22 protein-coding genes are annotated in these 24,134 nt (G+C 53.5%); all 22 read right to left on the bottom strand.

Translation table 11 applies throughout. The features are described from left to right. Positions 1-32: 32 nt before the first annotated feature. On the bottom strand, positions 33-1,367 hold the full coding sequence (locus OEV49_13700; GenBank protein ID MDH3892127.1) for a 2-oxo acid dehydrogenase subunit E2: 1,335 nt from the start codon (positions 1,365-1,367) through the stop codon (positions 33-35). 100 nt (positions 1,368-1,467) lie between these two features. After that, a complete protein-coding gene (nadA, locus tag OEV49_13705; GenBank protein ID MDH3892128.1) occupies positions 1,468-2,547 on the bottom strand; it encodes a quinolinate synthase NadA in 1,080 nt (359 codons plus the stop codon). Positions 2,548-2,783: 236 nt separating this feature from the next. Beyond that, on the bottom strand, positions 2,784-3,284 hold the full coding sequence (locus OEV49_13710; GenBank protein ID MDH3892129.1) for a redoxin domain-containing protein: 501 nt from the start codon (positions 3,282-3,284) through the stop codon (positions 2,784-2,786). Beyond that, positions 3,281-3,481 carry a hypothetical protein gene (locus OEV49_13715; protein MDH3892130.1) on the bottom strand — a complete coding sequence of 67 codons (201 nt, stop codon included), beginning with the start codon at positions 3,479-3,481 and terminating at the stop codon, positions 3,281-3,283. The genes OEV49_13710 and OEV49_13715 overlap by 4 nt, the downstream gene beginning before the upstream one ends. A 59-nt stretch (positions 3,482-3,540) precedes the next feature. After that, positions 3,541-4,035, bottom strand: coding sequence for a ferritin family protein (locus OEV49_13720; GenBank protein MDH3892131.1), 495 nt, complete (start codon positions 4,033-4,035; stop codon positions 3,541-3,543). 24 nt (positions 4,036-4,059) lie between these two features. After that, the gene (gene gltX, locus OEV49_13725) at positions 4,060-5,511 is read right to left on the bottom strand and encodes a glutamate--tRNA ligase (protein ID MDH3892132.1); all 1,452 of its coding nucleotides are present in this window, start codon (positions 5,509-5,511) and stop codon (positions 4,060-4,062) included. Between the two features lie 15 nt (positions 5,512-5,526). After that, positions 5,527-6,177 (bottom strand): DUF3566 domain-containing protein, encoded by a 651-nt coding sequence (locus OEV49_13730; protein ID MDH3892133.1) that lies wholly within the window; start codon positions 6,175-6,177, stop codon positions 5,527-5,529. Between the two features lie 103 nt (positions 6,178-6,280). Continuing rightward, positions 6,281-8,395: an acetate--CoA ligase family protein gene (locus tag OEV49_13735; protein ID MDH3892134.1), complete on the bottom strand. Its 2,115-nt coding sequence runs from the start codon at positions 8,393-8,395 to the stop codon at positions 6,281-6,283. A gap of 276 nt (positions 8,396-8,671) precedes the next feature. Continuing rightward, positions 8,672-11,680: a pyruvate, phosphate dikinase gene (ppdK, locus tag OEV49_13740; protein ID MDH3892135.1), complete on the bottom strand. Its 3,009-nt coding sequence runs from the start codon at positions 11,678-11,680 to the stop codon at positions 8,672-8,674. A 134-nt stretch (positions 11,681-11,814) separates the two neighbouring features. After that, complete coding sequence (locus tag OEV49_13745) at positions 11,815-12,171, bottom strand: hypothetical protein (GenBank protein ID MDH3892136.1); 357 nt, start codon at positions 12,169-12,171, stop codon at positions 11,815-11,817. A 479-nt stretch (positions 12,172-12,650) separates the two neighbouring features. After that, a complete protein-coding gene (locus OEV49_13750; protein ID MDH3892137.1) occupies positions 12,651-13,457 on the bottom strand; it encodes a hypothetical protein in 807 nt (268 codons plus the stop codon). Beyond that, the gene (locus tag OEV49_13755) at positions 13,457-14,338 is read right to left on the bottom strand and encodes a hypothetical protein (protein ID MDH3892138.1); all 882 of its coding nucleotides are present in this window, start codon (positions 14,336-14,338) and stop codon (positions 13,457-13,459) included. The genes OEV49_13750 and OEV49_13755 overlap by 1 nt, the downstream gene beginning before the upstream one ends. A gap of 8 nt (positions 14,339-14,346) precedes the next feature. Next, positions 14,347-15,162: a hypothetical protein gene (locus tag OEV49_13760; protein MDH3892139.1), complete on the bottom strand. Its 816-nt coding sequence runs from the start codon at positions 15,160-15,162 to the stop codon at positions 14,347-14,349. A 12-nt stretch (positions 15,163-15,174) separates the two neighbouring features. After that, a complete protein-coding gene (locus tag OEV49_13765; GenBank protein MDH3892140.1) occupies positions 15,175-16,404 on the bottom strand; it encodes a hypothetical protein in 1,230 nt (409 codons plus the stop codon). A gap of 30 nt (positions 16,405-16,434) precedes the next feature. Beyond that, positions 16,435-17,259 carry a hypothetical protein gene (locus OEV49_13770; protein ID MDH3892141.1) on the bottom strand — a complete coding sequence of 275 codons (825 nt, stop codon included), beginning with the start codon at positions 17,257-17,259 and terminating at the stop codon, positions 16,435-16,437. Further along, positions 17,259-18,173 carry a hypothetical protein gene (locus OEV49_13775; protein ID MDH3892142.1) on the bottom strand — a complete coding sequence of 305 codons (915 nt, stop codon included), beginning with the start codon at positions 18,171-18,173 and terminating at the stop codon, positions 17,259-17,261. The genes OEV49_13770 and OEV49_13775 overlap by 1 nt, the downstream gene beginning before the upstream one ends. Continuing rightward, positions 18,173-18,847, bottom strand: a complete 675-nt coding sequence (locus OEV49_13780) for a hypothetical protein (protein ID MDH3892143.1) — start codon at positions 18,845-18,847, stop codon at positions 18,173-18,175. Before OEV49_13780 ends, OEV49_13775 begins: the two co-directional genes overlap by 1 nt. Positions 18,848-18,854: 7 nt before the next feature. After that, positions 18,855-20,114 carry a fibronectin type III domain-containing protein gene (locus tag OEV49_13785; GenBank protein MDH3892144.1) on the bottom strand — a complete coding sequence of 420 codons (1,260 nt, stop codon included), beginning with the start codon at positions 20,112-20,114 and terminating at the stop codon, positions 18,855-18,857. Beyond that, a complete protein-coding gene (locus OEV49_13790; protein MDH3892145.1) occupies positions 20,114-20,749 on the bottom strand; it encodes a hypothetical protein in 636 nt (211 codons plus the stop codon). Before OEV49_13790 ends, OEV49_13785 begins: the two co-directional genes overlap by 1 nt. A 12-nt stretch (positions 20,750-20,761) precedes the next feature. Beyond that, on the bottom strand, positions 20,762-21,769 hold the full coding sequence (locus OEV49_13795; GenBank protein ID MDH3892146.1) for a hypothetical protein: 1,008 nt from the start codon (positions 21,767-21,769) through the stop codon (positions 20,762-20,764). Beyond that, positions 21,766-22,416, bottom strand: a complete 651-nt coding sequence (locus OEV49_13800; protein ID MDH3892147.1) for a hypothetical protein — start codon at positions 22,414-22,416, stop codon at positions 21,766-21,768. The genes OEV49_13795 and OEV49_13800 overlap by 4 nt, the downstream gene beginning before the upstream one ends. A gap of 2 nt (positions 22,417-22,418) precedes the next feature. Beyond that, complete coding sequence (locus OEV49_13805; GenBank protein MDH3892148.1) at positions 22,419-23,651, bottom strand: hypothetical protein; 1,233 nt, start codon at positions 23,649-23,651, stop codon at positions 22,419-22,421. Between the last annotated feature and the right edge of the window lie 483 nt (positions 23,652-24,134).

The raw sequence follows: 24,134 nt of genomic DNA on the forward strand, positions 1-24,134 counted from the left end.
AACCGAAGCGCCTTGAGAAGAGTGCGGCCACGTTACCGAAGCTGCATAAGCAGCTTGTTTGGATCGGCCAGCAATCCGTGCACTCGGTGCAGGAACTGAACCGCCGTGTGGCCGTCGATCAGCCGGTGGTCGAAGGACAACCCAAAGGTCGAGACGTCGCGCACCACGATTTCACCATCCACCACCCACGGACGTTTGGCGATCGCATGGATACCCAGGATGGCCACCTGCGGCTGTGCGATGATGGGTGTCGAGGCGGTGGCTCCGAACATTCCAGCATTAGTCAGTGAGAAGGTACCGCCGGATACGTCTTCAGGCGTCAACCCACCGGTTCTGGCTTTCTCTCCCAACTGGGCGATCTCGACAGCCAGCTCGACTATCGTTTTGCGGTCGGCATCCTTTATGACCGGTACGATCAAGCCGTCCTCGCGGGCTACAGCGATGCCTATGTTATAGAAGTTTTTTAGGATGATCTCTTCGTCGGTCAACGATGCGTTCATCTTCGGGAACTCTTTCAAACCGACACAGACGGCTTTGGCGATAAATGGCAGGAAGGTCAGGTTGGCGCCATAGGTGGAGCGGAACTCGGCTTTATTTGCGTTGCGATAATCGACTAACGCAGTCAGGTCCAAATCTTCAAAAGTGGTCACATGAGCGGAAGTGTGCACCGAGTGCACCATGTGATCGGAGATAAGTTTGCGTACTCCCTGCAACGGCTGTCGAGTCTCCCGCTGAGCTTGTGGGAGCGGCTCGAAGGCAGGTATATCAACGTTCACAATTGGCGCCGCCGCTGGCCCCGGTGAAGGAGCCGCTGCCACCACCGGCGGTGGCGGTGGCGGAATCGGACCGGCGGTATAGCCGGTGGCAGCCGAACGGGATTGGACGGCTCGTTCCACATCATCGACGGTTACACGACCCTGGGGTCCGGTCGGCTTGATGGTCGCCGGATCGAGCGAATACTCCCTCACCATCATCTTGACTTTGGGTGACATGCCGGCACGGTTGATGGTCGATGCTGACGCACCAGCCGGCGCCGATTTCTTTGCCACGGCCGGTTGTGGTGTCTTTGCGGTGGTGGTCTCTTTGCGGGCCGATGCTTTCTGTGCAGGTTTTGCTTTGGTGTCACCGGAGCCGTCCTCGATGCGAGCAATGATGGCGCCTACAGGTACCACTTCACCTTCCTCGACCAGTACCTCAATGAGCACCCCTGCAACTTCCGCCGGGATCTCAACGTTGACTTTGTCGGTCATCAATTCTACGAGCGGTTGGTTTAGTGAGACGTGGTCACCGACTTTGACTTTCCATTCGAGGATGGTGCCTTCAAGCACCGATTCACCCATTTGAGGAACTAGAACATCTGCCGCCATGGTTTTCTATCCTTGTCTGCTTTTGACATTATATGCGCCCGCACGTATTGAAAACGCCCGCGGCCGCTGTTTCCTTTTGGTCTACCCCGCCTGTTGCAGGTCAACTGATCGAGAGCATTTTTGCAAGCGCCATCAAAGCTTCACTTCTATCCGGCTCAGTCACCTGACAAGGTTTCAGGTCGACGTAGTTTTCCAAACAGTAAGCCAGGTCGTTCAAAGTGGTGCGATACATATTGGCACAGACCGGGCAGGTTTGGCCCGACAACTCAAAAATCTTCTTGTCCGGGTGCTCATAGGCCATGCGATTGATCAGGTTTATCTCGGTCCCTACGGCAATAGTCGATCCAGCCTGAGCTTGTTTACAGTAGTCCACGATGTACTTGGTCGAGCCGACACCGTCGGCCAGCGAGACTACCTCGGGCAGGCACTCCGGATGCACAACCACTTTCACATCGGGATGCTCAGTTCGTACCTGGGCTACATGCTCGGCCTTAAAATTGGTGTGCACATGACAGTGTCCTTTCCATAGGATAACTCGTGCCCGTTCCAACTGTTGTTCGGTCAGACCACCGCTGTCACGTGAAAAGTCCCAGATGACCATTTCCTCAGGCTTGAGCCCGTACTTCAGTCCCGTATTGTAGCCAAGGTTTTCATCGGGGAAAAAGAACAGCTTCTCACGTCGGTCGAATCCATATTCAAAAGCCGCTGCTGCGTTGGACGATGTACAGATCAGCCCGCCATGGCGTCCGGTGAATGCTTTCAGACCGGCCGTGGTGTTCATGTACGAAATCGGCATGATTTTCTCATCGCCGCCAAACTGCTCCAAGAACTTCCAGGCCTCCAGTACGTCGGCCATTTCAGCCATGTCGGCCATGGGACATCCAGCCAACGGATTGGCCAGAAATACCTGCTGATGATCAGACGATAGGATATCAGCCGATTCGGCCATAAAGTGAACGCCACAAAACAAAATAACTTCGAAATCCTTGTTCTCGGCAGCCAACTTGGACAATCCATAACTGTCGCCGACATGATCACCACAAGCAACCACTTCGCGCCGCTGGTAGTGATGGGTGAGGATGCACAGTTTCGTCCCCAGTTTGGCACGGGCTGAGGCAATGCGATCGGTCAACTCGGCCGTTTCGGCTTGTCGGTACTCTGTCGGTAAAGAGAAATACATTTGAGTTCTGTTATCCGGATTCGGCGTGGGAAGTTGCCATCAACTTTCCGGCCGTTTTCGATTTATCGGTCTCCAGTTGCTCTCTGACATCCAATTCAATATACACATGCGCCGACAGGAGAGCAATGGCGAGTTGCCGGCACAATTATTCCGCAAGTGTTGGTCAAAAGCCGTCATACAAAGAGATCAACACCGGTGAGGGCTGTCGGTTTCAATTAATTAGTCGCGGAATCCGTTTAAGCATTGAGTTTGGCCAGTTGCTCAAACAGGTCATCGTTGTTTGGCAGATCGGCTGGGTGCAGACGTTCGATCCAGCGGATAATCCCTTTTTTGTCGATCAGAAAAACCGTGCGCTCTGCGTACCCTTTTCGATTGAGTACACCATACTTGCGGGCCACCTCGCCGTGCGGCCAGAAGTCGGCCATCAAAGGAAAATCCAGACCGCTCATAGACTTGGCCCAGGCGATGTGGCAAGGTACGGAGTCACAGGACAGGCAGAACAACTGGCAGTCCAACTCCTCAAACCGTTCGATCTTCTTTTGATACTCGGGTACCTGAGTGGAACAGACCGGTGTCCAGTCGGCCGGATAGAACGCCAGCACCACATTCTTCCGCCCCTGATACCAGGCCAGATTGAGCTCGCCTTCATTGTGAGTAGCCAAGGTGAAGTCCGGTGCAGGATCACCAATAGCAAGTTGAACCTGCCCCTCAGCCTCGGAGCGCCCAGAATCACTCATATTCCTTCATCCTCATAGTCGGCATAAAGATCCTTCTCGAAGTTATCCGCGCCGTCATCCTCGCCCGGTCCCTCCGATTGATCGTCACCCTCAAAAAACTCTGCAAACTTATTCGACAGGGCACCACAAACCGGACAGGACCCCGGCCGATCCTCGTCATCGTGCAAGTAACCGCAAATCTCACATACCCACTGCACACATATCTCCAAAGTCAGGTTTGTCGATTCTGCCGATCATTAAGGGTCAGTATTCCTCTTCAATGCTCTTGGGGTGCGCTTTCGTCATAACCAAACCAAAAGTAGTTTCCGCTCAGCGCTTCCCGCTCGGCCATCAACAATTCATAATGCGTGTTCTCTTCGCTGGCGAGTCGCTCAAAAATCAGTTTGACCGCCTCGTTGTCCGACGATTTGAAGTGTTCATTGTAGTACTTGGTGGCGGCCAATTCCGCTTCGATGGCAAGGTTGATGAACTCCATTTCGCTTTTGAGTTCATCGAGATGACCCTTTCGAAACACCTCAGCCAGTGCCGACAGACCCTTTTTGGGCAACTCACCGATTTCTCCACCGACATGTTCCTCGTATAGTTGGTACAGCACTTTCTTATGCGCAATCTCGTCATTGCGCAGGTTCTCAAGTTTACGTTTTGCCTCAGGATTGGTTGCTTTTGCAGCCAGCAAATCGTAGAACTTATACCCGTCTTCTTCGCCCTTGATGGCGGTCTTCAATACGTCAGCAAGTTGCATCTTGGCCATAGTTCTTTCCAGACTTATAATAAATCAGGCGTTGTTTGTCAATTCGATTTGTTCTACTGCCCGCCGCATTCGCCCTACCACCACCGGCTGTGAAAGTACGGCCAGCATCTCATAAAGCGAAGGACCGGTTGGTCGCCCGGACACGGCCAGCCGTGTCGGATGAATAAGTCGACCTTTCTTCAGACCTTTCTCCTCAGCCAGCGCGGACAGGCATGGTTCTATCGTCTCGGGCGTAAAGGCCTCAAGCCGCTCGAACCGTTCAGACAGCGCCGTCAATAACTCACCGTTCTCGGCGGTAAACTGCTTGGCGGCGGCTTCGGGGTCATACTTGTAATCAAACTCAAAGAAATATCCACTCAGTTGAACAAAGTCTACGATGCGCCTGGCGCGAAGTTTGAGCGTACCGATCACCTGACGAAGATACTCCCAGCGAGTCTCCAGCCAGTATTTGGTGGTCAGACCGGCCTCAACCAACAGTGGCGCCACCAGCACGGCCAGGTCATGGTCGGACGTAGCGGCGATGTATTCCTGATTGAAGGCAATCAGTTTCTCTTCATCAAACACGGAGTTGGACGGGTTGAAATTGTCGGGAGTAAAGCTTGAGATCAACTCGTCTACTGAGTAAATCTCTCGATCGGTCTTTGGTGACCAGCCCAGCAGGCAGAGATAGTTGAACATTGCTTCCGGCAGGACTCCTTCATTGCGAAACTGAAGGACGTCCTTGTCGCCCCGACTCTTGGACACCTTTTTCTTGTCGGTACGCAGGATCATGGGAACGTGCGCAAATTTCGGGATATCAAAACCCAGGGCTGTGTACAGATGGATTTGCTTGAATGTGTTTGTGATGTGATCGTTGCCACGCAGTACGTGCGTGATCCCCGTAGCGTGGTCATCGACCACCACGGCCAGATTGTAGGTGGCCGATCCATCCGAACGAGCCACGATAAAGTCTTCGATGTCACCTGAGTTGCGGACCAGCTCGCCCGACACCATGTCGTCGAAAGTGCAATCACCTTCGGGAATCCGCAGCCGAATGGTATGCGGCTCACCGGCGGCCAGGCGCCCGGCGACTTCATCGGACGAGAGCTTCAGACATCGCCGATTGTATCGCAGATCGGTTTTTTCGGCGCGCGCCTTGTCTCGGTCGGCCGCCAGCATCTCCGTCGTGCAAAAACAGGGATAGCCGTTTCCGGACTGAGCCAGTGTCTGCACATGTTCTTTGTAGATGTCCAGACGATCCGCCTGATAGATTATATCCTCGTCCCACTGCATACCAAGCCAGGTGAGGGCGGACAGAATGGCTTCGGTGAATTTTGGGTCGCTTCGCTCGGTATCGGTGTTCTCGATTCGGACTAGAAATTTACCGCCGTAGCGGCGTGCGAACAGATAATTGAAAATAGCGGTGCGGGCCGTACCGACATGCACGTATCCCGACGGCGAGGGAGCGATGCGAACTCGAACTTCTGGTTGATCCATAGTCTCTCTTAACTTTCAAGTAGTCTCGGGTGCCGATGGTGGGTCGTCCTTTGTTTCTTCCTCGGTCGGCTTCGGTCGTACTACCGGGGAAGGCGATTCTATCTCTGTCGTCGTCGGTTGAAAAGGTGGCGCCGCCGACAGTTCAGGCATGTCCGTCGCCGGCCTCGGCGGCGTCGGGTCGGCAACCGGGGCTGCTTCTGATGACACACCTGGAACCGGTGGTGGTGGTGGCGGCGTAGTACGCCTGGGAGGTGGCTCATGCACCGGCGGCACCGACACAGCCGCTTCATCAACAGTAGCGAGAGCCGCTCTGGGGCGCACCGGCGTGGCTGACCGCGCCTGCTTCACCGGGTCAAGGTCAAATTCAAGGCCGCCCATCATGCGGACGATCAAATTGTAGACGGCTACCAGCAACACACCGATCATGGTATGAAACACGGCCGCGAACAAGGAGCACATTATCGGTAGTATCACCAACATCGCTGTGAACGAAACCTCGGAGGGATTCATAGCCCCGCCGGGAAACCCGCCAAGTTCGGCCATACTGACCATTACAGGGAGCAGTATTGCGTAGAGCAACCCGAGGATGAAACCAATCACGAGGTTTATGAAGAACGAAACTTTCGTGAAAGACCAGATCCCGAGCGATTTCAATTCGTAGCGCATGCATCTCCCCTTCTACTGATTTGTCTGCCCGTCACGGTAGGGCCGTGCCGCAGCCGTCTATGCGTCCGTCTGTTGCAAGTCATGGCGTTCTCATCCGTCTGTGTCAACTCCTTGATGGCCTGACAATAAAGCGTGCATCCACGGCTGCGCATTGTTTTTTGTCCGGGGAGGCAATGAATGGATTAATATCGATTTCCGAAAAAGCGTGAAAGTCCCTGACCAATTGCGACAGCCTGAGTAACGTTTCGATGATGACATCCTGATCTACCGATGGCGCTCCCCGAAAACCGTCCAGCAACGGAAATGACTTGAGCGAACGAATCATGTCACGCGCTCCCTGGTCGGTGAGGGGCAGGATGCGGAAAGATACATCCTTCATTATCTCCACGTAGATTCCACCTAATCCGAACATGATGAGCGGCCCAAACTGCGGATCGGTCGACATACCCATCACGGTTTCAATCCCACCGGATATCATCTTTTGCATAGCCACCGAGAACTCGCCCTCTTCTCCGTGGTCAAGTATGCGCTGTTTGAGAACCGAGAACGCCTTGCGGACTTCTTTGCCGGTTCGGAGATCCACCATGACACCGCCAACCTCGGTCTTGTGCAATACAGGCGGTGTATTGACTTTCATCACCACAGGGAATCCGAGCTTGGAAGCCGCCTTGACCGCTTCATCGGGACTAAAAGCATATCTATACGGCACAGCCGGGATACCATAGGCGCGCAAAATGTCAATTGCGTCCTCGCCTACAATGGCCTCACTTCCGTTGGCTTCCGCCCGCGTGACGATTTTCTCCACCGTGGCTTCGTCGACCTTGAAAGTGCGGACCTTGCCGCGGGGATGCAGCATGCGCTGGCGATATTTGTGCATACTCGACAATGTTTTGGCCGCTGCTTCCGGAAAGATGTATACCGGTATGCCGTGCTCTCGAAGATAGTTCATGCCGACCGACTCAAGTCCCACGCCCATGAAACAAGCGGCCAATGTTTTGTCTGTTCCCTCCAGACCCTTGCGAATGCAACGGGCCACATCGAGTTGGTCGATAGTCACCGGCGGCACCACTATGGTCACGATGGAATCGTAGCGACGGTCGTTTTTCACGGCATTAAGCGTGATTTCGAACTCCCGCCCACCGGCGCCGGCCACCATGTCCATGGGGTTGGCGAACGATGCTTCAGCCGACACATGTTTTTTTAGAATTTTCACGGTGGACGATGACAGCGCCGGCATCTCCATTCCGTTGTTGATCAGCGCATCGGTAGCCAGAATGCCCGGCCCGCCTGCATTGGTCACCACAGCGACCCGGTTACCCCGGGGCAGAGGCTGGCGGGTCAACGCCTGGGCGACATCGAAAAGTTCCTCAACCGTATCCACGCGCATGACGCCGGTCTGTTCGAACAAGGCATCAACACCAACGTCCAGCCCGGCCAGTGCGCCGGTGTGCGAAGAGGCCGCCTTGGCGCCCAGCTTGGTACGGCCGGACTTGACCGCCACGATCGGCTTGTGCCGGACTACCTCGCGAGCAATCTTGGTGAAATTGCGTGGATTACCGAAGTTCTCAAGGTACATCAGAATAACGTCGGTGTCGGGATCGGTCTTGAGGTATTCGAGCATGTCATTGGATGAAATATCTGCTTTGTTGCCGATTGACGCCACTATCGAGAAACCAATCCCCAAATCGTGTGCGACATTCACGATAGCCTCGCCCATAGCGCCTGACTGAGTTATGAATCCAATTCGGCCGGACATGGGATAGGTCTTACCAAAAGTAGCGTTGAGAGATACGTCGGGATGTGTGTTGACGATTCCGAAACAGTTGGGTCCGATCATACGCATTCCGTATTCACGAACCACTTTCAGAACCTCCATCTCCCTCCTTTTTCCCTCTTTACCTACTTCCGAAAAACCGGCCGAGATCACGACGACGCCTTTGACACCCTTCTCGCCGCACTGTGCCACGACCTCTCTGACGTCCCCCTTGGGGACAATGATAATGGCCAGATCGACCGCGTCGGGGACATCGAGAACGGTGGAGTATGCTTTGATTGAGAGGATTACACTCGCCTTGGGGTTTACCGGAAAGACCTTGCCGTTGAACTCGGCCAACAGCATGTTGCGCACAGTCTCTCGCCCGATGGATCCTTTACGTGTAGAAGCCCCGATCACAGCCACCGATCGCGGCCTGAAAATCGCATCCAACTGTTGTTTCATCGCCTGATGGACCCTAACATATCACTTGGTGCACTGCCGGACGAGGACTGATCAGGCCCTTCAACGCAGTCGGAATGCCAATGATTCCGCACCAATCCAACCACTCAAATCACGTCTGAATGAACGCCCTGCCCGGCAAAAGTCAAGCGAAACTTGCGAGATGTAGGTTGGATGGACCGATGTTGTGTAATCCGAAGGATCATGTGACCAACGGATGGCAACAAAACGTCGTTCAGCAAGGACCCACCGGTAATATTGACCCATCGGCCTGGAGGGCTACTTCTTCTTTTTAGAGGAAGTAGTACTCCAACGCAGAGTCGACTGCGCCGCCGCCAGTCGAGCTATCGGCACGCGATACGGCGAGCAGGACACGTAGTCAAGTCCGACCCGATGACAGAAATCAATCGAGTCCGGGTCTCCACCATGTTCGCCGCAGATACCTACCTTTAGATCCGACCTTACCGAAACCCCCTTATCATGCCCCATTCTCACTAACTGACCGATGCCTTTCTGGTCGATAGTGATAAACGGATCGCTGGGCAAAATGCCGTGATCGACATAATGACTCAGGAATTTCCCGGCGTCATCGCGTGAGAAACCCATAGTCATCTGAGTCAGGTCATTGGTGCCGAAACTGAAGAACTCCGCCTCCTCAGCGATTTCGTCGGCGGTCAGGGCGGCGCGCGGAATCTCAATCATGGTCCCGACCAGGTATTGCAGGTCCTTGATCTTACGTTTGGCAATAACCTGGTTGGCAATGCGCTGAGCTACTTCTTTCTGGTGCTTGAATTCATTGACATGCCCGATGAGAGGGATCATTATCTCCGGATGCACCTCTTTTTTGTCCTTGGCCACGGCACAGGCCGCTTCCATTATTGCCCGCACCTGCATCTCAGTTATCTCCGGATACACAATGCCCAGACGACAGCCTCGATGACCAAGCATGGGGTTGAGTTCCGTAAGCTCGTCGATACGCTGGATGATTCTCTCGAAGGCCTCCAGCTTCTCTTCGTACTCTTCGTCGGTTTTCTTGTCCAGACCGGCGATTTTGGCGTCTATTTCCGCCTTGCGCGGGAGGAACTCATGAAGAGGTGGGTCCAGAGTTCTGATCGTGACCGGTTTGCCCTCAAGGGCGATGAAGATTTTTTGGAAGTCCTTTTTTTGCATCGGCAGCAGTTTATCCAGAGCCGCCTGACGATCTTCAACAGAGTCGGCCAGGATCATTTCCTGAACGATGGGTATCCGATCCTCGGCAAAGAACATGTGTTCAGTCCGGCACAAGCCGATACCCTCGGCGCCGAACTTAACCGCCTGAAGGGCATCGCGCGGTGTATCGGCATTGGTTCGAACCTTAAGGGTGCGGATCTCATCGGCCCACTCCATGAAGGTTGAGAACTCACCGGACAACTCAGGTTCTATAGTAGGCACTTCACCAAGGATTACATCACCGCTGGACCCATTGAGTGTTATCGTCTCGCCTTCTTTAATGATCAGTTTGCCGATCTGAAAGCGTTTCTTGGCAGCATTGACACGGATGGCTTCGGCGCCTGAGACACAGCACTTGCCCATGCCCCGAGCCACCACCGCGGCATGCGAGGTCATACCACCGCGCGCGGTGAGAATACCCACAGCGGCGTGCATGCCTTCGATGTCGTCGGGATTGGTCTCTTCGCGCACCAGCACGACCGACTTCTTCTTTCCCTGCTTGACAGCTTCCTCGGCGGTGAAATAGACTTTTCCAGAGGCAGCTCCGGGCGAGGCAGGCAGGCCCACGGCGATAACATCAAACTTTGCCTTGGGATCAAGACTGGGATGGAGCAGTTGATCGAGCGCTTGCGGATCGATCCGCATGATCGCTTCGTCTTTTGTAATCAGTTTTTCCGCAACCATGTCGACGGCAATCCGAATGGCAGCCTGAACAGTGCGTTTTCCGGATCGGGTCTGGAGCATATACAGCTTGCCGCGTTCAATCGTGAACTCGAAATCCTGTACATCACGATAGTGCATCTCAAGTCGGCCGGTGATCGTCTTCAATTGCTTATAGACATCAGGCATCTCCGCGTTCAGTTGCTTAATCGGCTGGGGCGTACGGACGCCCGCCACGACATCTTCGCCCTGGGCATTCAGCAGATACTCTCCGTAGAACTCCTTGGCGCCGGTGGCCGGGTTACGAGTGAATCCCACGCCGGTGCCCGAGTCGTTGCCCATATTGCCGTAGACCATGGCCTGCACATTGACGGCCGTGCCCAGATCGCCCGGCAAGTTCTCTATGCGACGATATGAGATTGCGCGCGGGCTGTTCCAACTGCGGAATACGGCATCGCGCGCCATACGTAACTGTTCGTAAGGATCCTGCGGAAACGATTCACCGGTCTTGCGCTTGATAATCTGTTTGTATTTTTTGACGATGTTCTTGAGATCATTGACCTGTAATGAACTGTCTTGCTTGATGCGTCTCTCGGTCTTGGTTTTGGTGATGACATGTTCGAAGACATCCTTGTCAATACCCATGACAACATTGCCGAACATGGCAATAAAACGTCGATAGTTGTCCAGCGCAAAACGCATGTTTCCGCTGACCTCAGCCAGTCCATTCACCGCTTCTTCGGTAAGGCCAAGATTCAAGACCGTATCCATCATCCCCGGCATGGAGAATCTCGCACCGGAACGAACCGACACCAACAAAGGATCTGAGGGATCGCCAAATTTCTTGCCGATGACCTTTTCGACTTTAGCCATGTAAGTTTCCAGGTCATGCTCCAGCGCCTTTGGCACTTCCAGCGCGTTTTCATAGTATAGCTTGCAAACATCGGTGGTTATGGTGAACCCGGGTGGTACAGGGATTCCGGCATTGGTCATTTCAGCCAGGCCGGCTCCCTTGCCGCCCAGCAGGTCGCGCATATCGCCATTGCCCTCGGCAGTGCCGCCGCCGAAGGAATAGCAGAACTTACCTTTGGGAGCAGCCTTCACAGGCTGCTTGGGTACGCTCTTTGTTTTTCTCTGAGTTGTTACTTTCTTTACTGCTGTTTTCACGACTTTTTTTTGAACTTTCTTCTGAGCTTTCTTTGGGACTTTCTTCTTTGCCACTGTCTTTTTGACAGAGCTCTTCTTCCTGGTGGTCGCCTTGGTTGTCACGGCCTTTTTCTTACCTGCCTTTTTGGTTGCGGTGGTCTTTTTATTGCCTGCTTTTTCAGTTGCAGTGGCCTTCTTCTTACTGGCCGCTTTGGTCGAAGCGGTTTTTTTCTTACCTGCTGCCTTGGTCTTAGTGGTCTTTTTATTGGACATAAAGACTCCCTCTTATCCGTCCATCCACACATTTGGCGTTATGGTACCCAAAATCGACCGTTTGAGCAACATAATAAAAACGATTGAGAAGTCAGCAACTTCCCAATCGTCATAAGTCTAACTGTTTCCAGGGTTTACATTGTAAAGAAACGTTCGCCCTTGATTATCTTCTCCAGGATACGGATAGTTTTTTCAACAGGGGCATGCATAAGATCAGTCGTGTTGAAGGTGGTTCTCACTACCTCCCTGGGTGCAGTAAATCCGGAACGTCCCCGCCCACCACGAGCTTTCTTCTTATGAGTCAAGTTGTACTGCCTCTGGTATTCCTTTGCTTTTTCTTTGTGCATCTGATAATACCTTCGTTGGTATTCTCTTCGAGCCTCCGCGGTTGACAGCTTTCCCTTTGTTGAGCCCCTTTTCTTGGCCGCGTCAAGTTGCTCACTGGAGTCAGTGCTGGGTGTGGCTGGGGTGGTTTTCTTAGTCCGAGCCATTACCTACCTCACTTTCCATGTGTTCCAGAAAGGCTACCCAACCCTTCTGAGTTCACCACCAATGGCCTTGGTTCCTCCAGCAGCGACAATAGGAAAGAATTACCTGTATGTCAAGTGATTTCTTCGATTTTTTCGAAAAAAGTTTATCTTAAGATGTCACCTCCTATGCAGTTACGAGTCGCAACATTTTCAGTTTTCGTATCGCGGGCAGTATCAACGATTTATGCGGGCCGGCCGGGGGCGCCGTAATGGCTTGTCGAGCAACCACTTACCTCGATCACCAACAAACTCCTACATACACCAGTAGATTCTGAGTTACCTGTATCCTTTATACGCATATCACCTTAAGAAGGTTGGATGTGATAACGAGCGTCAAGTTTTAACTTGACATAAATTTAATACTATCAGGAGACAGTATAATTCAAAAAATCCCACCCGGCCAGAAGCAGGGTGGGATTCATATAGGTATGGTTGTTGCCCTAAGAGGCGGACGCCGGTCGTCTGAGGTGGCTGACGATCTCGTAGATGATATAGCCAACCACGAAGGCCACAAAACACCAGAAGACTATCGGGAACCCGGCGTTGTAGTTCTGATTGGTGGCATCGAAAGCCGTATTCCCCCATGCGAAAGTATCCTGAAGGCGGTTGATGAAGAGCGAGATGCGCGCCATCACCGTAAATCCAAACGAGGCGCCAAAACCTATCATCAATACCCAGATACCAAGCTTGGCAATACCGCCAAAGGCGCCGGTGTGCTCCTTGGAGAAGAAGAAGTAGATGATGGCCGACATAGTTCCGATCATAATCAAAACCTGTGACAATCCGCTGGTGATATCAAGCAGATTGAAACCATCGTGGCCCGTAAAGTTCACCCAGTCGATCTCAACCATCATCGCATGCAGTTGCTTGTTGACCTTGGTGGACATTTCCAAAGGAATCGCCAGCCCGGCCGAGATGCCGATATACAAGGCCATCGGCCAGCGCGACAACCACGAGTAGTCCTTGGAGAAACGAGTAAACATCATTACACCGAGAATAGCCGGTATGATGTACTCCCAATGGCTGGCGTTCATGAAGCCGTAATACCAGTCTCCGTCGGCCAGTTTTTGAAACAGTTTCGGCACCAGGCCGTTGTGCCAGAGAATTATTACAAAGTATCCGGCGGACACCCCGACCACCAAGTGTTCGGCGATTTTGTAGAACGGGTTATCCTTGTACAGGAAGGATAATGTGCCCAGTGTTACAAAGACGCCAAAGGTCAAGCCCAGAAAATGAAGAAAAGTCATTATACTGCCCCCCCTTCTTTTTTCAATCGTCGACGATTGGCAAAGTATCCGACGTTACCCATGATGATGAAGATGATAATCACTATGTGAGCGGGAAGCTGAACACGCATCCCATCTTTTGCTCTGCCCGGATTGTCGGCCAATTCCTCATACTGGGCGGCGCCAAGTAACCCCCCCATTATGCCTATGACCTGGCCACTTCCGAGAAAGGGATAATACTGCGCCGTCATAACCCCGGTCAGGCCGAGGGCCAAGGGAAATCCAAAGCGACTCTGGCCATAGGCTATCCAGGCGTCGGTAATGTTGCCGCCTGAGATGTCCACCACCAGATCGACTTGACCATAATTGATGATGTCCTTCATCATCGGGACCGAGTCGAGAGGCGTGCCATAATAGTCGGTGGGGAAAGGCAGTTTGAAGGCCTGCCCCATACCAAGTATCACGATCGCGTAATACGGTTTATAACCCAGAAAACAGTAATCCACACCATTGACGATCTCGCGCCCCTTGAATTCTATGCCGTTGTATTCATGGTCGCGGCTCAGGCTGTCGGTAATATCCCGGATCGCCTGGTCGGCCATGCCGGGGCCGTTTTGCGAAAGCGAGGTGAATATCGTCTTCACCTTCTTTCGCCAGCAGTGTTCTACAATGGCATAGGTCATGGGATGCAACTCGGCCAGGTTGTTAGGATCGTAGTCGATTGCCACCAACACTACCGAACCCTCCGGAAGTGAATCGATTCGGTTGTAGATCACTGCTACTTCCGGTTCAACCAGAATCGGCACGGTGAAATCCGAAGCATAAGCCCAAACGCAGACAATGATCAAAAGGAGGTAGACCCAACGTCGGTCCAGCTTCATTAGTTTTTCAAATGTTTCCATGGCTCCTCCTATCCCTTCCCCATGTAGCCGCGTTCGATGCCGAGAATGACCTTCAGCGCGGTAGCCACAATGCCAAGGCCGATACCCACCACAATGGCTCGCTGCGCAGCGAGGTTGGGAACGTTCATCAACCAGTTGGAGGCTTTGGCCACATACTCGGCGCCGGGGATGAACGGATTGAACCTGGACATCACCAGGAGAGCGGCCAACAGCAAGAGCGATGCGAGTACGTTACGAGCCCGGAAGGCTCGGTAGGCCGCCGAAGCGATATAGAAAGCCAACAGCGAGAACATGGTGGCCAGGATGGGCATCATGACATAGTCGAAGAAGGCGCGGAACATTGAGTTCTCAAGTCCTTCCGGTGTGTAAAGGAAGAAAGCCCAGGCGTCATCGAAGATGGCCACCAGCACGGCGGCAATCAACAAGCCAATGGAAACCATGCCCCACATCCGCTTCTCGCCTGAATTGGTGGCGGCTCGAAGTCTCATCAGCCCTACAATACAGGCCGAACACAATACCAGCCACAAGAAGTACAGACCCCAACCCTCGCCGGTTTGCTGCGTGAAGCCGAAAGCCACCATCAAGTACAGTCCGACCAGCGTTAGATAGGAGTACTGGGCGCCCTCTTTTCCCAGTTTGATCTTCTCAACTGAGACCTTGAAAAGCGACCAGATACCAAGGGCCAGGGCGAATATGCCGATCACGATTATCCAGTCGAGAAGGAATTCATAGGCCGCTTCTGATTTTTCGTGCGGTACGAAGAATTGAAAAATCATGAAGAGGCCAAAGATAAAGACCAGAGCGAACGGTAATTGTCTTCTCATATCTTGACCTCCTTAGTCTATGACCTGAAATATGGCCGGGAACTCAGTCCAGCCAAGATTAGCCGCCAACAAACCGGCAATGGCTAATACAACCACCGCCGCTTTCAATGCATCCTGGGCCTTGAGTGATCCCAAGAGCTTCGGTTCCCGACCAAGGTAGGCCGAGGCAGCATATAATTCTTCACCGATCAGAGTATAGTCGCAGGCTACAATGAAGAACGGTATCTGAGCGATTTCGTCGGTGCCGGATATCTGAATAGAGCCGGCCAACGATCCGGTCTCGGCCAGAAGCAGAGACTCGGCAAAGAACTTACCCATGTACACGCAGGTGGCGGGCAGTTCCCTTAGCATAATACCGTTCACGGCGGCTACATACGCAAACTGTGACTGGGTTACAAAGTGCACGCAGTCCTCTTTGTAGTCCTCGGGCCGACCGGCATCGAAGTAGGAGGACTTAACAACCTCCTGTGCGACCGACATTACAATCGGATCATAAGTGGGCACGATCAATTCGGTCTGATACTCGGCCACTCGTTTGGCCACGCGCCCCAGGATGGTAAACGAGGCTATCGTTGCAACATCGGCTGCCGTACCCAAGCCCAGTACGTAGAGAATTGGACGGCCCATCTCAGTAGCGCGACCAATAGCGTCGTCGACCGCCTCAATTCCGCCGATGGGTCTGATGTAGAACTCCCGACCACGGCGGGCGCTCAATACAAAATAGATGGTCAGGATTCCGAACAGGAGCACCGCAATCAAAACCGGCCAGCGCCCGGTGTTGAACCATTGGCCCGATGCTTGAACCGGACCCTGCACGCCCGAGGCGGTGCGGATGGCCGGGTCAATCGTGACGACATCGACCTGGTAGAACAAGTCGGTGTGGTCTGGAATGAAGTTTCCGTCATTGGGGTCTTTCGATCCAATGTGCACAAAGGTGCTTTCACCGGCCGGTGATGCCCCGACACTGTCGAAGGGGCCGTCATACGAGGTACTATAATAGATCTCGTAGTGCAGCACGTTGTTTTTGCCGCCGCCATCGTCGGCTGAGGTTTCCCATGTCACGACAACAGCATGGCCATGATCGTTCGGTTTGTCGACGACTTTGATATCCGCCGCCGCCGCTGGATACAGTTCAGCAGAATCGACCACTGTGCTGTCGGCCATATCGAGCTCCGTCTGAGCCCAAACCGGCGACAAGCCGAACACCAGAACCATACCGACTATCAGAAGTTTATGTTTCATAAGCTTCTCCCTCTCTATGGAGAGAATCGTTTAAGATATTATTTGCAACCAATCCTTGAACAGGAACGTGATGCGTCCCACCAATAGCGAGATGCGTCCCATCACGGTGTAACCAAATCCGGCTCCAAAAGTAACCATCAACACCCAGATGCCCACTCTGGAAGCGCGTCCAAAAATCCCGGTATGTTCTTTGGAAAAGAAGAAGTAGACAATTCCGCAGATCACGCCGATGAAAATCACCCAGTTCGACATCATGGCCACCAACTGGCCGGTCGCGGAAGCATCCAGGTTGGAGAAAAAGTTGCCCAAGCCCAGCCAGGGATGCGTTTTCGCGGTACCCAACAGCGGCACAAAAGTCGCTGACACCTGCTTAACGAAATCCGAGCGCAGGTACCTGACAAAGTTCAATCCGGCGGTAGTACCTACAATCAAAGCCAGCGGCCAGCGCGACATCCAGCCAAAATCTTTGGAGAGGCGCATCAGGAGCATCAGCCCAAGTATCACCGGCGTCCAATATGCAAAGTTCCAGTTGCTCGCCTGATAGGGTACCTGAAAAAACTCAGACACGCCCTCGGAGAGCCGTGGAAATAAGTTGCCGACAATTGTCGACCAGAAGCCCTGGCACATCCAGAAGGCGGCCGAGACACCCACATAGAGATGCTCGGCGAATTTGTAAAACGGATTGTCTTTGTATAGGAACGAGAAAATGGCCAGCGTCAGGAAAGCAGCCATCGTCACCCCGAACGCCCTGGCTATGTTGTTCTCCTCACCCGAAGTGGAACTTGCATGCACCACCCAACTGACCACAAACAGTACTACAACGACGGCAACTACAATCCAGGTCGAGCGGTTCACTACCTCTTCCCTCCCTTGCGACTTCGGAAGTAGGCAATGTTGCCGATGACAATGAAGCACATTATTACGACGTGGGCCAATGTCTGCGGCCCCATCATTGATAGCCCCGGTTTTTCCATGTCGCTAAAACGGTCATAGCTACCGGACAACTGCTCTTCATACTCGGCCGCACCCTTGACACCGCCGAGGATACCTATGATTTGCTGTGGATAGTACGGGTACAACTGCGGCGCCACCACTGCCGCCACCCCGACGCCGATTGGTACGCCGACCGGATCACCAACGAACAACACCCACTCCTTGGGACCGGGACGTCCCCCGCCCAGGGCAACAATCAGATCGAAATCGGCGCATGAACCGATCTCTTTGAAAATCTCGGTGCTGTCCAAAGGAACGCCGTTAACATCTGTGGGGAACATCTTTCGGTAATCGGACACGATGACATTGAGTACGCCCTCGTTGCCCGCTTTGTAACCGACACTAATATAGTCTTCGCCGTCAACCAAGTCCGGAAACTCCGGCAGGATTACGTTTTGTATGGTGCCGGTCAACAATGTCTGGCCGGTTGCCCATAGACTCATAAAGACCACCTTGTGGCCTCGGTCGAGACAATGGAAGGAGATGGCATTGGCCATCGGCTGCACTTCGGGCGCCATGGCCGGATCAAAGTCGAACGAAATCAGTATGCGCGATCCTTCGGGCAGGGTGTCGATACGATCATACAGCCCTTTCACCACGGCCGTGGCGTGCTCTTCGAATGTGATCGGAAAGAGTATGGGCGCCGCCACCGCCAGGAATATGAACACAAAGATGACGCGACGGTCAACTTCACGACCTTTGATCGAGCGTACAAACAGCCAGGCCAAGCCGCCGAAAATAACCACCAATGATATCAGCACTCCGGGTGAATACATTACTTGTCCCCTCCAAGATAGGAGCGTTCAATGCCGAGGATGAGTCTCAGCGACATTGAGATCACACCCAGCCCGATACCAATCATAATTGCGCGTTGACCGGCCAGGTTGGGAGAGTTCATAATCCAGATGGCCAAATTGGGGATTTGCAGAATTGATGCCGAGTCCGGTATCCAGCCGGTTACTGCAGTACCGAAAGGTGTGCGTCCCAGCAGTATGACAAAGGCAGCTATCAACAATAGGGTGGCTTCACGGTTCTTGGCGCGAAAAGCACGGTACGATGCCGAGGCGACGAAGAACGCCAGCAACGAGTACATGGTCGATCCCAGCGGTATTATCACGGAGTTGAATATATCGTAGAACAGTGAGCCGGGCGCGTCCACGGCTGAGGAGATGTCGCCGGGGTTGTTTATCTTGAACAATCCGGCCGCCAGCATCACGCTGAATCCAAGCAGTGTCACGATTGAAAAGGGCCAGTCTTCCTTTCGTGCTTTCAGTTTGGCAACGTGCACCCGAATCAGGTTGCCGCCGCCCAGGAAGAATGCGAAGACGGCAATGATATCAAACCACAGCGTGAATGTTCGTTCCATATCGCCGAACGGCGGGATGAACACCGAGACAATCAACAGGGCTCCGACAAAAAACGTTATGAAAAGTGGTATCTGCTGTCTCATAGCTTCTCTAACCGGCTGCGAACATCGACATCAGCCATCGATGTAAATCCTTCATATACTCCAGGCCCCAGGCTTCAGACGTGGTCACCGCGACCATACCGGCCAGAATCGCAACCATAGCGATCGCCTTGCCCACATCCTGCCCCTTGAGAGAGCCCAACATACGCGGCTCACCCGACAGATAGGCGGAGGCGGCGAACAGTTCCTCACCGATCAGGGTAAAGTCGCAGGCGGCAATAAAGAAGGGCAATTGAGCCGGACGGGCAGTACCGGCAATCTGTATGGCGCCAACTGAGTTTCCGGTCTCGGCCAGAATCAACGACTCAGCGAAAAAGGCTCCGAGCAAAAACACGGTGGCCGGTTTCTCGCGAACCATGAGACCATCGACCGCCGCAACGTAGCCGAACTGTTCATCCGTCACATAGTTGACCATTTCGTCACTATAACCGTCGGGCCGACCGGCCGCCTGGTAGGATGCCTTGATGGTTTCGCGCGCCGCGGTCATGACCAACGATCGAGCCACCGGCATGAATATCTTGCTGTCGTAATCGGCGATGGTTCGAGAGACTCTTCCCAGAATGGTCAGCGCAGCCAAAGTTTGCACATCGTCCATATCGTGAATGCCGGGAATGAACAACACCGGTCTACCCATCTCAGTAGCGCGTCCGACCGCCTCGTCGATAGCTTCCAGACCGGCGATTTTGCGCACGAACAGTTTCTTGCCGCGCTTGGCGGTCTCGACATAGAAGATTACGGCACCTGCAATAATCAGGGCCATGATGAGAAGGGAGAGTCGGGCAAAGTTGAACCACTCCGGCTGGGGCGATATCTCCCTCGTCACAACCGATGGATACTCACCGCTTTCGGTCAATGTGGCGATGTAATAAGTATAGGTGCTGTCTTTGTCGACATTTTTGTCGGTGAAACTCGCCACGCCCGGCAAAAGATCACTAATGGGGGCTGCCTGACCACCGTTGACCGAACGGTAGACCCGATATCCGTCAACAATACTGCCTGCTATCTGGTCGTCAATGGACGGAACCCAGAACAGCCTCACCGAGTCGCCGTTATCATACACTCCGTCTTCGACCAACAGGGATGTCACCGGCGCAGCTTCAACCACGGCGCTGTCGACAATCAGGGTCGTATCCAAGGTCAGTTCAGTCTGGCCGAACACCTGGAGGCCGGACGCTGCAAACAGAATGCCAAGGGTAAGTGTAATGGATACGATAGAGCGGGGAGATAATGTCGGTTGTCGAACTGACACTATCCAATCATCCCCAACCAGTCGCCCAACAGAAAATCGATCCGCCCGATCAAGAGCGACATACGACTCATCACGGTGTATCCGAAGGAAGCGCCGAAAGTAATCATAATGAAGAATATTCCAACGCGAGCGGTACCGCCAAATGCCCCGGTGTGTTCTTTGGAAAAGAAGAAATATACCAGCCCGGTAAAAGTGCCGATGACTATCACCAGATTACTTATAATGGCACCCAAACCGGCATCGAATCCTTGTCCAAATGCGGAGGATAGCAGCGGCATAATGGTGGCCTGGGTCTGGACCATGATATTCGAGGCCAGGAAATTCATCAACCACAGACCGGCCGTCGAGCCGACGATAAAGGCCAGCGGCCAACGTGAAATCCATCCGATCTTGGGCACCAGCCGCATAATCATCAGGATTCCCAAAGCCATGCCTACCCACAGCATCGGTTCATCCTGCCAACCATCCCAGAACTTACCCACAAGGTTGTCCCAGAACAACGTCACTACCCAGAAGCCGGCCGAGATGCCGACAAATATAGCCTCGCTCAGCTTATACCACGGGTTGTCCTTGTACAAAAACGAAAGGATGCCGAGGGTCAAAAAGGCTCCGAGCCAAAGGGCGAAATGTTCCATACTGCCTCTGCCCTATCCTTTCAAAGCTGACTTACGTCCGCCCATAATGAAGGCGATGTTGCCGATGAGCACAAAAGCGATCACGATTACGTGTGCGAACGATTGTGACAGCATAAATATGGTGCCTTTGCCGCGGTATTCGGTCAGGGTCTCAAACTCGGCCGCACCACTCATCCCACCCATCAGTCCGATTAACTGCCCTGCGTCGAGATAGGCATACATCTGGGGCGCCTGCACCGCCGTGTTACCGGCGCCAAGCCTGACCCCATATCGGTCGACCGCTATCTGCACCCACTCGACGGAGCCTGGGAAACCGGCCGAGAGATTAACGGAGTAATCGATGTTGGAGAAGTTGCGCACGTTCTTTACCAGGGGAATCTCTTCGTAGGGCGTGCCTTCGTAGTCGCTTGAGAACATAGACTCAAACGAGGAGCCCATGCGCTGAATCACAAACTCGTTACCGGTCTGAAAACCTAAGTTTACATAGTCCACACCGTACTGAAGGTTTTTGGCCGCAATCTCCGGTTCCTGAAAGACCCTCTCGATAGCCAGGTTGGCCTGCTGCGGCCCTTGTGGCCAGAGACCCATCATGATGACCTTCAGGTCACGTTGAAAACAGAGCCTGAGAACAGCCTCGGCCATCGGCTGCAACTCCGGCCCCGAAGGCGGATCGTAATCGAACGATATCAATACCTTCGACCCTTCCGGCAATTCAAGGACTGCATCGTACAGCTCTCTTACTTCCGGCGAAATGGAAATCTTCTGAGAAATACTCATGAACAACGGCAAGGCCACCGCAATGCCTACATATAGGAACACAATCCGTCGCTCAATCAGGCGTCCCTTTATGGTCAGGATCATTATCCACAGAAGCGACAGGGCCAGGAGCGCTATCACTATTACCGACTCGGTCGTCGAAAACGTAATCGTCTCTCCACCGCCCACTTTTCTAAGATAGAAGACGAGAGCAAAGACGATGGCTCCAACTACGACAATGAGTTCCTTGACACGGGTGCTCACTCGCCACCCCCGATATGGGAGCGTTCCAGGCCAAGGATAATACGTAGCGAGGTTGACACGATGCCCAGCCCGATGCCGATCATGATGGCTCTCTGTCCGGCTGCCTGAGGCACATTCATCACCCACGAGGCCAGATCGGAGAGTTGATATCCGGCGGGCATGAACGACGACAGGGTGTACCCTACCGGCACCCGTCCGATCATCACAAAGAAGGCCGCGATCAGCAACAGGGTCGCTTCGAAGTTCCTGGCCCGGAAGGCGCGATATGAAGCCGAAGCGACATAGAAGGCGAGGATTGCAAACATCGTGGCCGACAGCGGGATGTACGTATAGTTGTAGAGCCAGTCAAAGGGGGTGCCGGGATTACGGAAGTCACGTCCGCCGGCCAATCCGATAATCACCATCAACAAAAACGTCGCTATGATCACCGCCGCATAGCCCCAATCAGCTTTCATCCTGGATACCTTGAGAATCGATATCTTCATCAGGTTGAGCGCACCCAGAATAATCGCACAGGCCTGGACAATAGAGAACCAGTCGGAGAACCAGTTACTCATGTTGCTGAACGGCCAGTGCGGTATAAAATACTGGACCACGAACCCGAGGCCGACAATGGCTGTTATGAATATTGGAACTTCTCTGCGCATATTTAGTCAATCACCGAAAACAGATTGGATAGTTGCCAGACGCCCAGTGTTTCCAACAGGACACCCAGCACCAGGGCGCCCAACACAACGGCCTTGCCGATATCCTGTCCTTTGAGCGATCCCAGCAGTTTGGGTTCTTTCGACAGATAAGCGGAGGCGGCAAAAAGCTCCTCGCCTATCAGAGTATAGTCACAGGCCGCGACAAAGAACGGCAACTGCGATGGCATGGCCGTACCGGCGATCTGAATGGCCCCGATGGAGTTGCCGGTCTCAGCCAGAATCAATGACTCGGCGAAAAACTGGCCCATGAAAAACACGGTGGCCGGTTTCTCACGCACAAACATCCCGTCCACTCCGGCGGCGTAGCCGAACTGATCGTCGGTAAGGTAATGCACCTGATCGACGTTATATGCGTCCGGACGCCCGACTTTGGAGTAGGCTTCTTTGAGCACTTCGCGCGCCGTCACCATAACCATCGAACGACAGACCGGCACGTCCAGGTAAGTCTCGTATTCAGCCGACAACTCGGCCACGCGACCGAGAATAGTAACACCGGCGATTGTCTGCATATTATCCATATCGCCGATACCAGGTACGTAGAAGATTTTCCGACCCATCTCAGTGGCACGGCCGACAGCTTCATCGACTGCCTCAAGACCGGCGATTTTGCGAATGAAGAGTTTCTTGCCGGACTTGGCCTGAAAGATGTAGAATATGATAAATGTGGTCAGGAGGAACATACCGACCAGTGTATTGATGCGCTGTTTGTGAAACCATTGTTGCGATGAAGTAATCGGTCCGGCCGAGACCGACTCGGAAGTATACTCGTGCACGTCACCGGCTTCATCGTAAACGAGACTGACGGCGATAACCTTGTACATGTACATCCTGCCATCGGTCGCGTTGCCGTCGTTGTGGGCGTAAAAAACTCTGCCCGCCGGAGAATCGCCAACCAGGCTGTCTTCACTGAATTGACCCGGTTGACCGTCGATTTCATCGGCCCGCATTATGCGATACAGCCTGACATTGCCGCCATCGTGATCATCGGGCGAGCGCACCCAGGTTACGGTGATGGAGCCACCGGCATCGTTATCGGTGTCGGCGACAGTAATCTCTGTGGCCGGTGCCGGCTTGTTATCCGCGGCTGCGCTTTCGGCTGCGGCCATAGTAGAATCGATTTCGGTGGAATCAGGCTCGGCCTTCGCCATGGCAGCGACCGGGACCAGCCATAACATGAGTAACACCAGGGCGATACCTGGAATGTGAGGATAGTCGGTCTTATGCCGGCGAGGGTTCAAAACGTATCTTTCAAACTTCCGCTGTCTTGTCAGTAACCAGCTTACGCCGGCGCCGACCGTGGTGAAGTCATCAGTTGGGCTCTCTGTCAAACATTCAGATCACCGCACGCCTCTATGTAGAGACGGGCCAGACTTCGTAGTTGTGCAAAACAACAGCAGCCAATCTATGATTGCCCTCAATTATAGTCAAGGAAAAAAGGTAGAGGGTGATTGGGGGCAAAACGGGTAGCGCCCTCACACTATCTGTGCCCGCGTGATCTTCAGATCGCGTGGGGTCGCAGTAGGGCGGGTCCGTCCTCGCCTGCGCGCCGCGGCGTGAACCCGCCAGTTGCCCCATGGAGTCATTCTGGCGAAGGCCAGAATCCAGTCTTCTCTTCGTAGGTCGGAACCCCCTGTGGTTCCGACAACGCGCGAAGCGCG

The organism is Candidatus Zixiibacteriota bacterium (assembly GCA_029860345.1).
Lineage (GTDB): Bacteria > Zixibacteria > MSB-5A5 > GN15 > FEB-12 > JAJRTA01.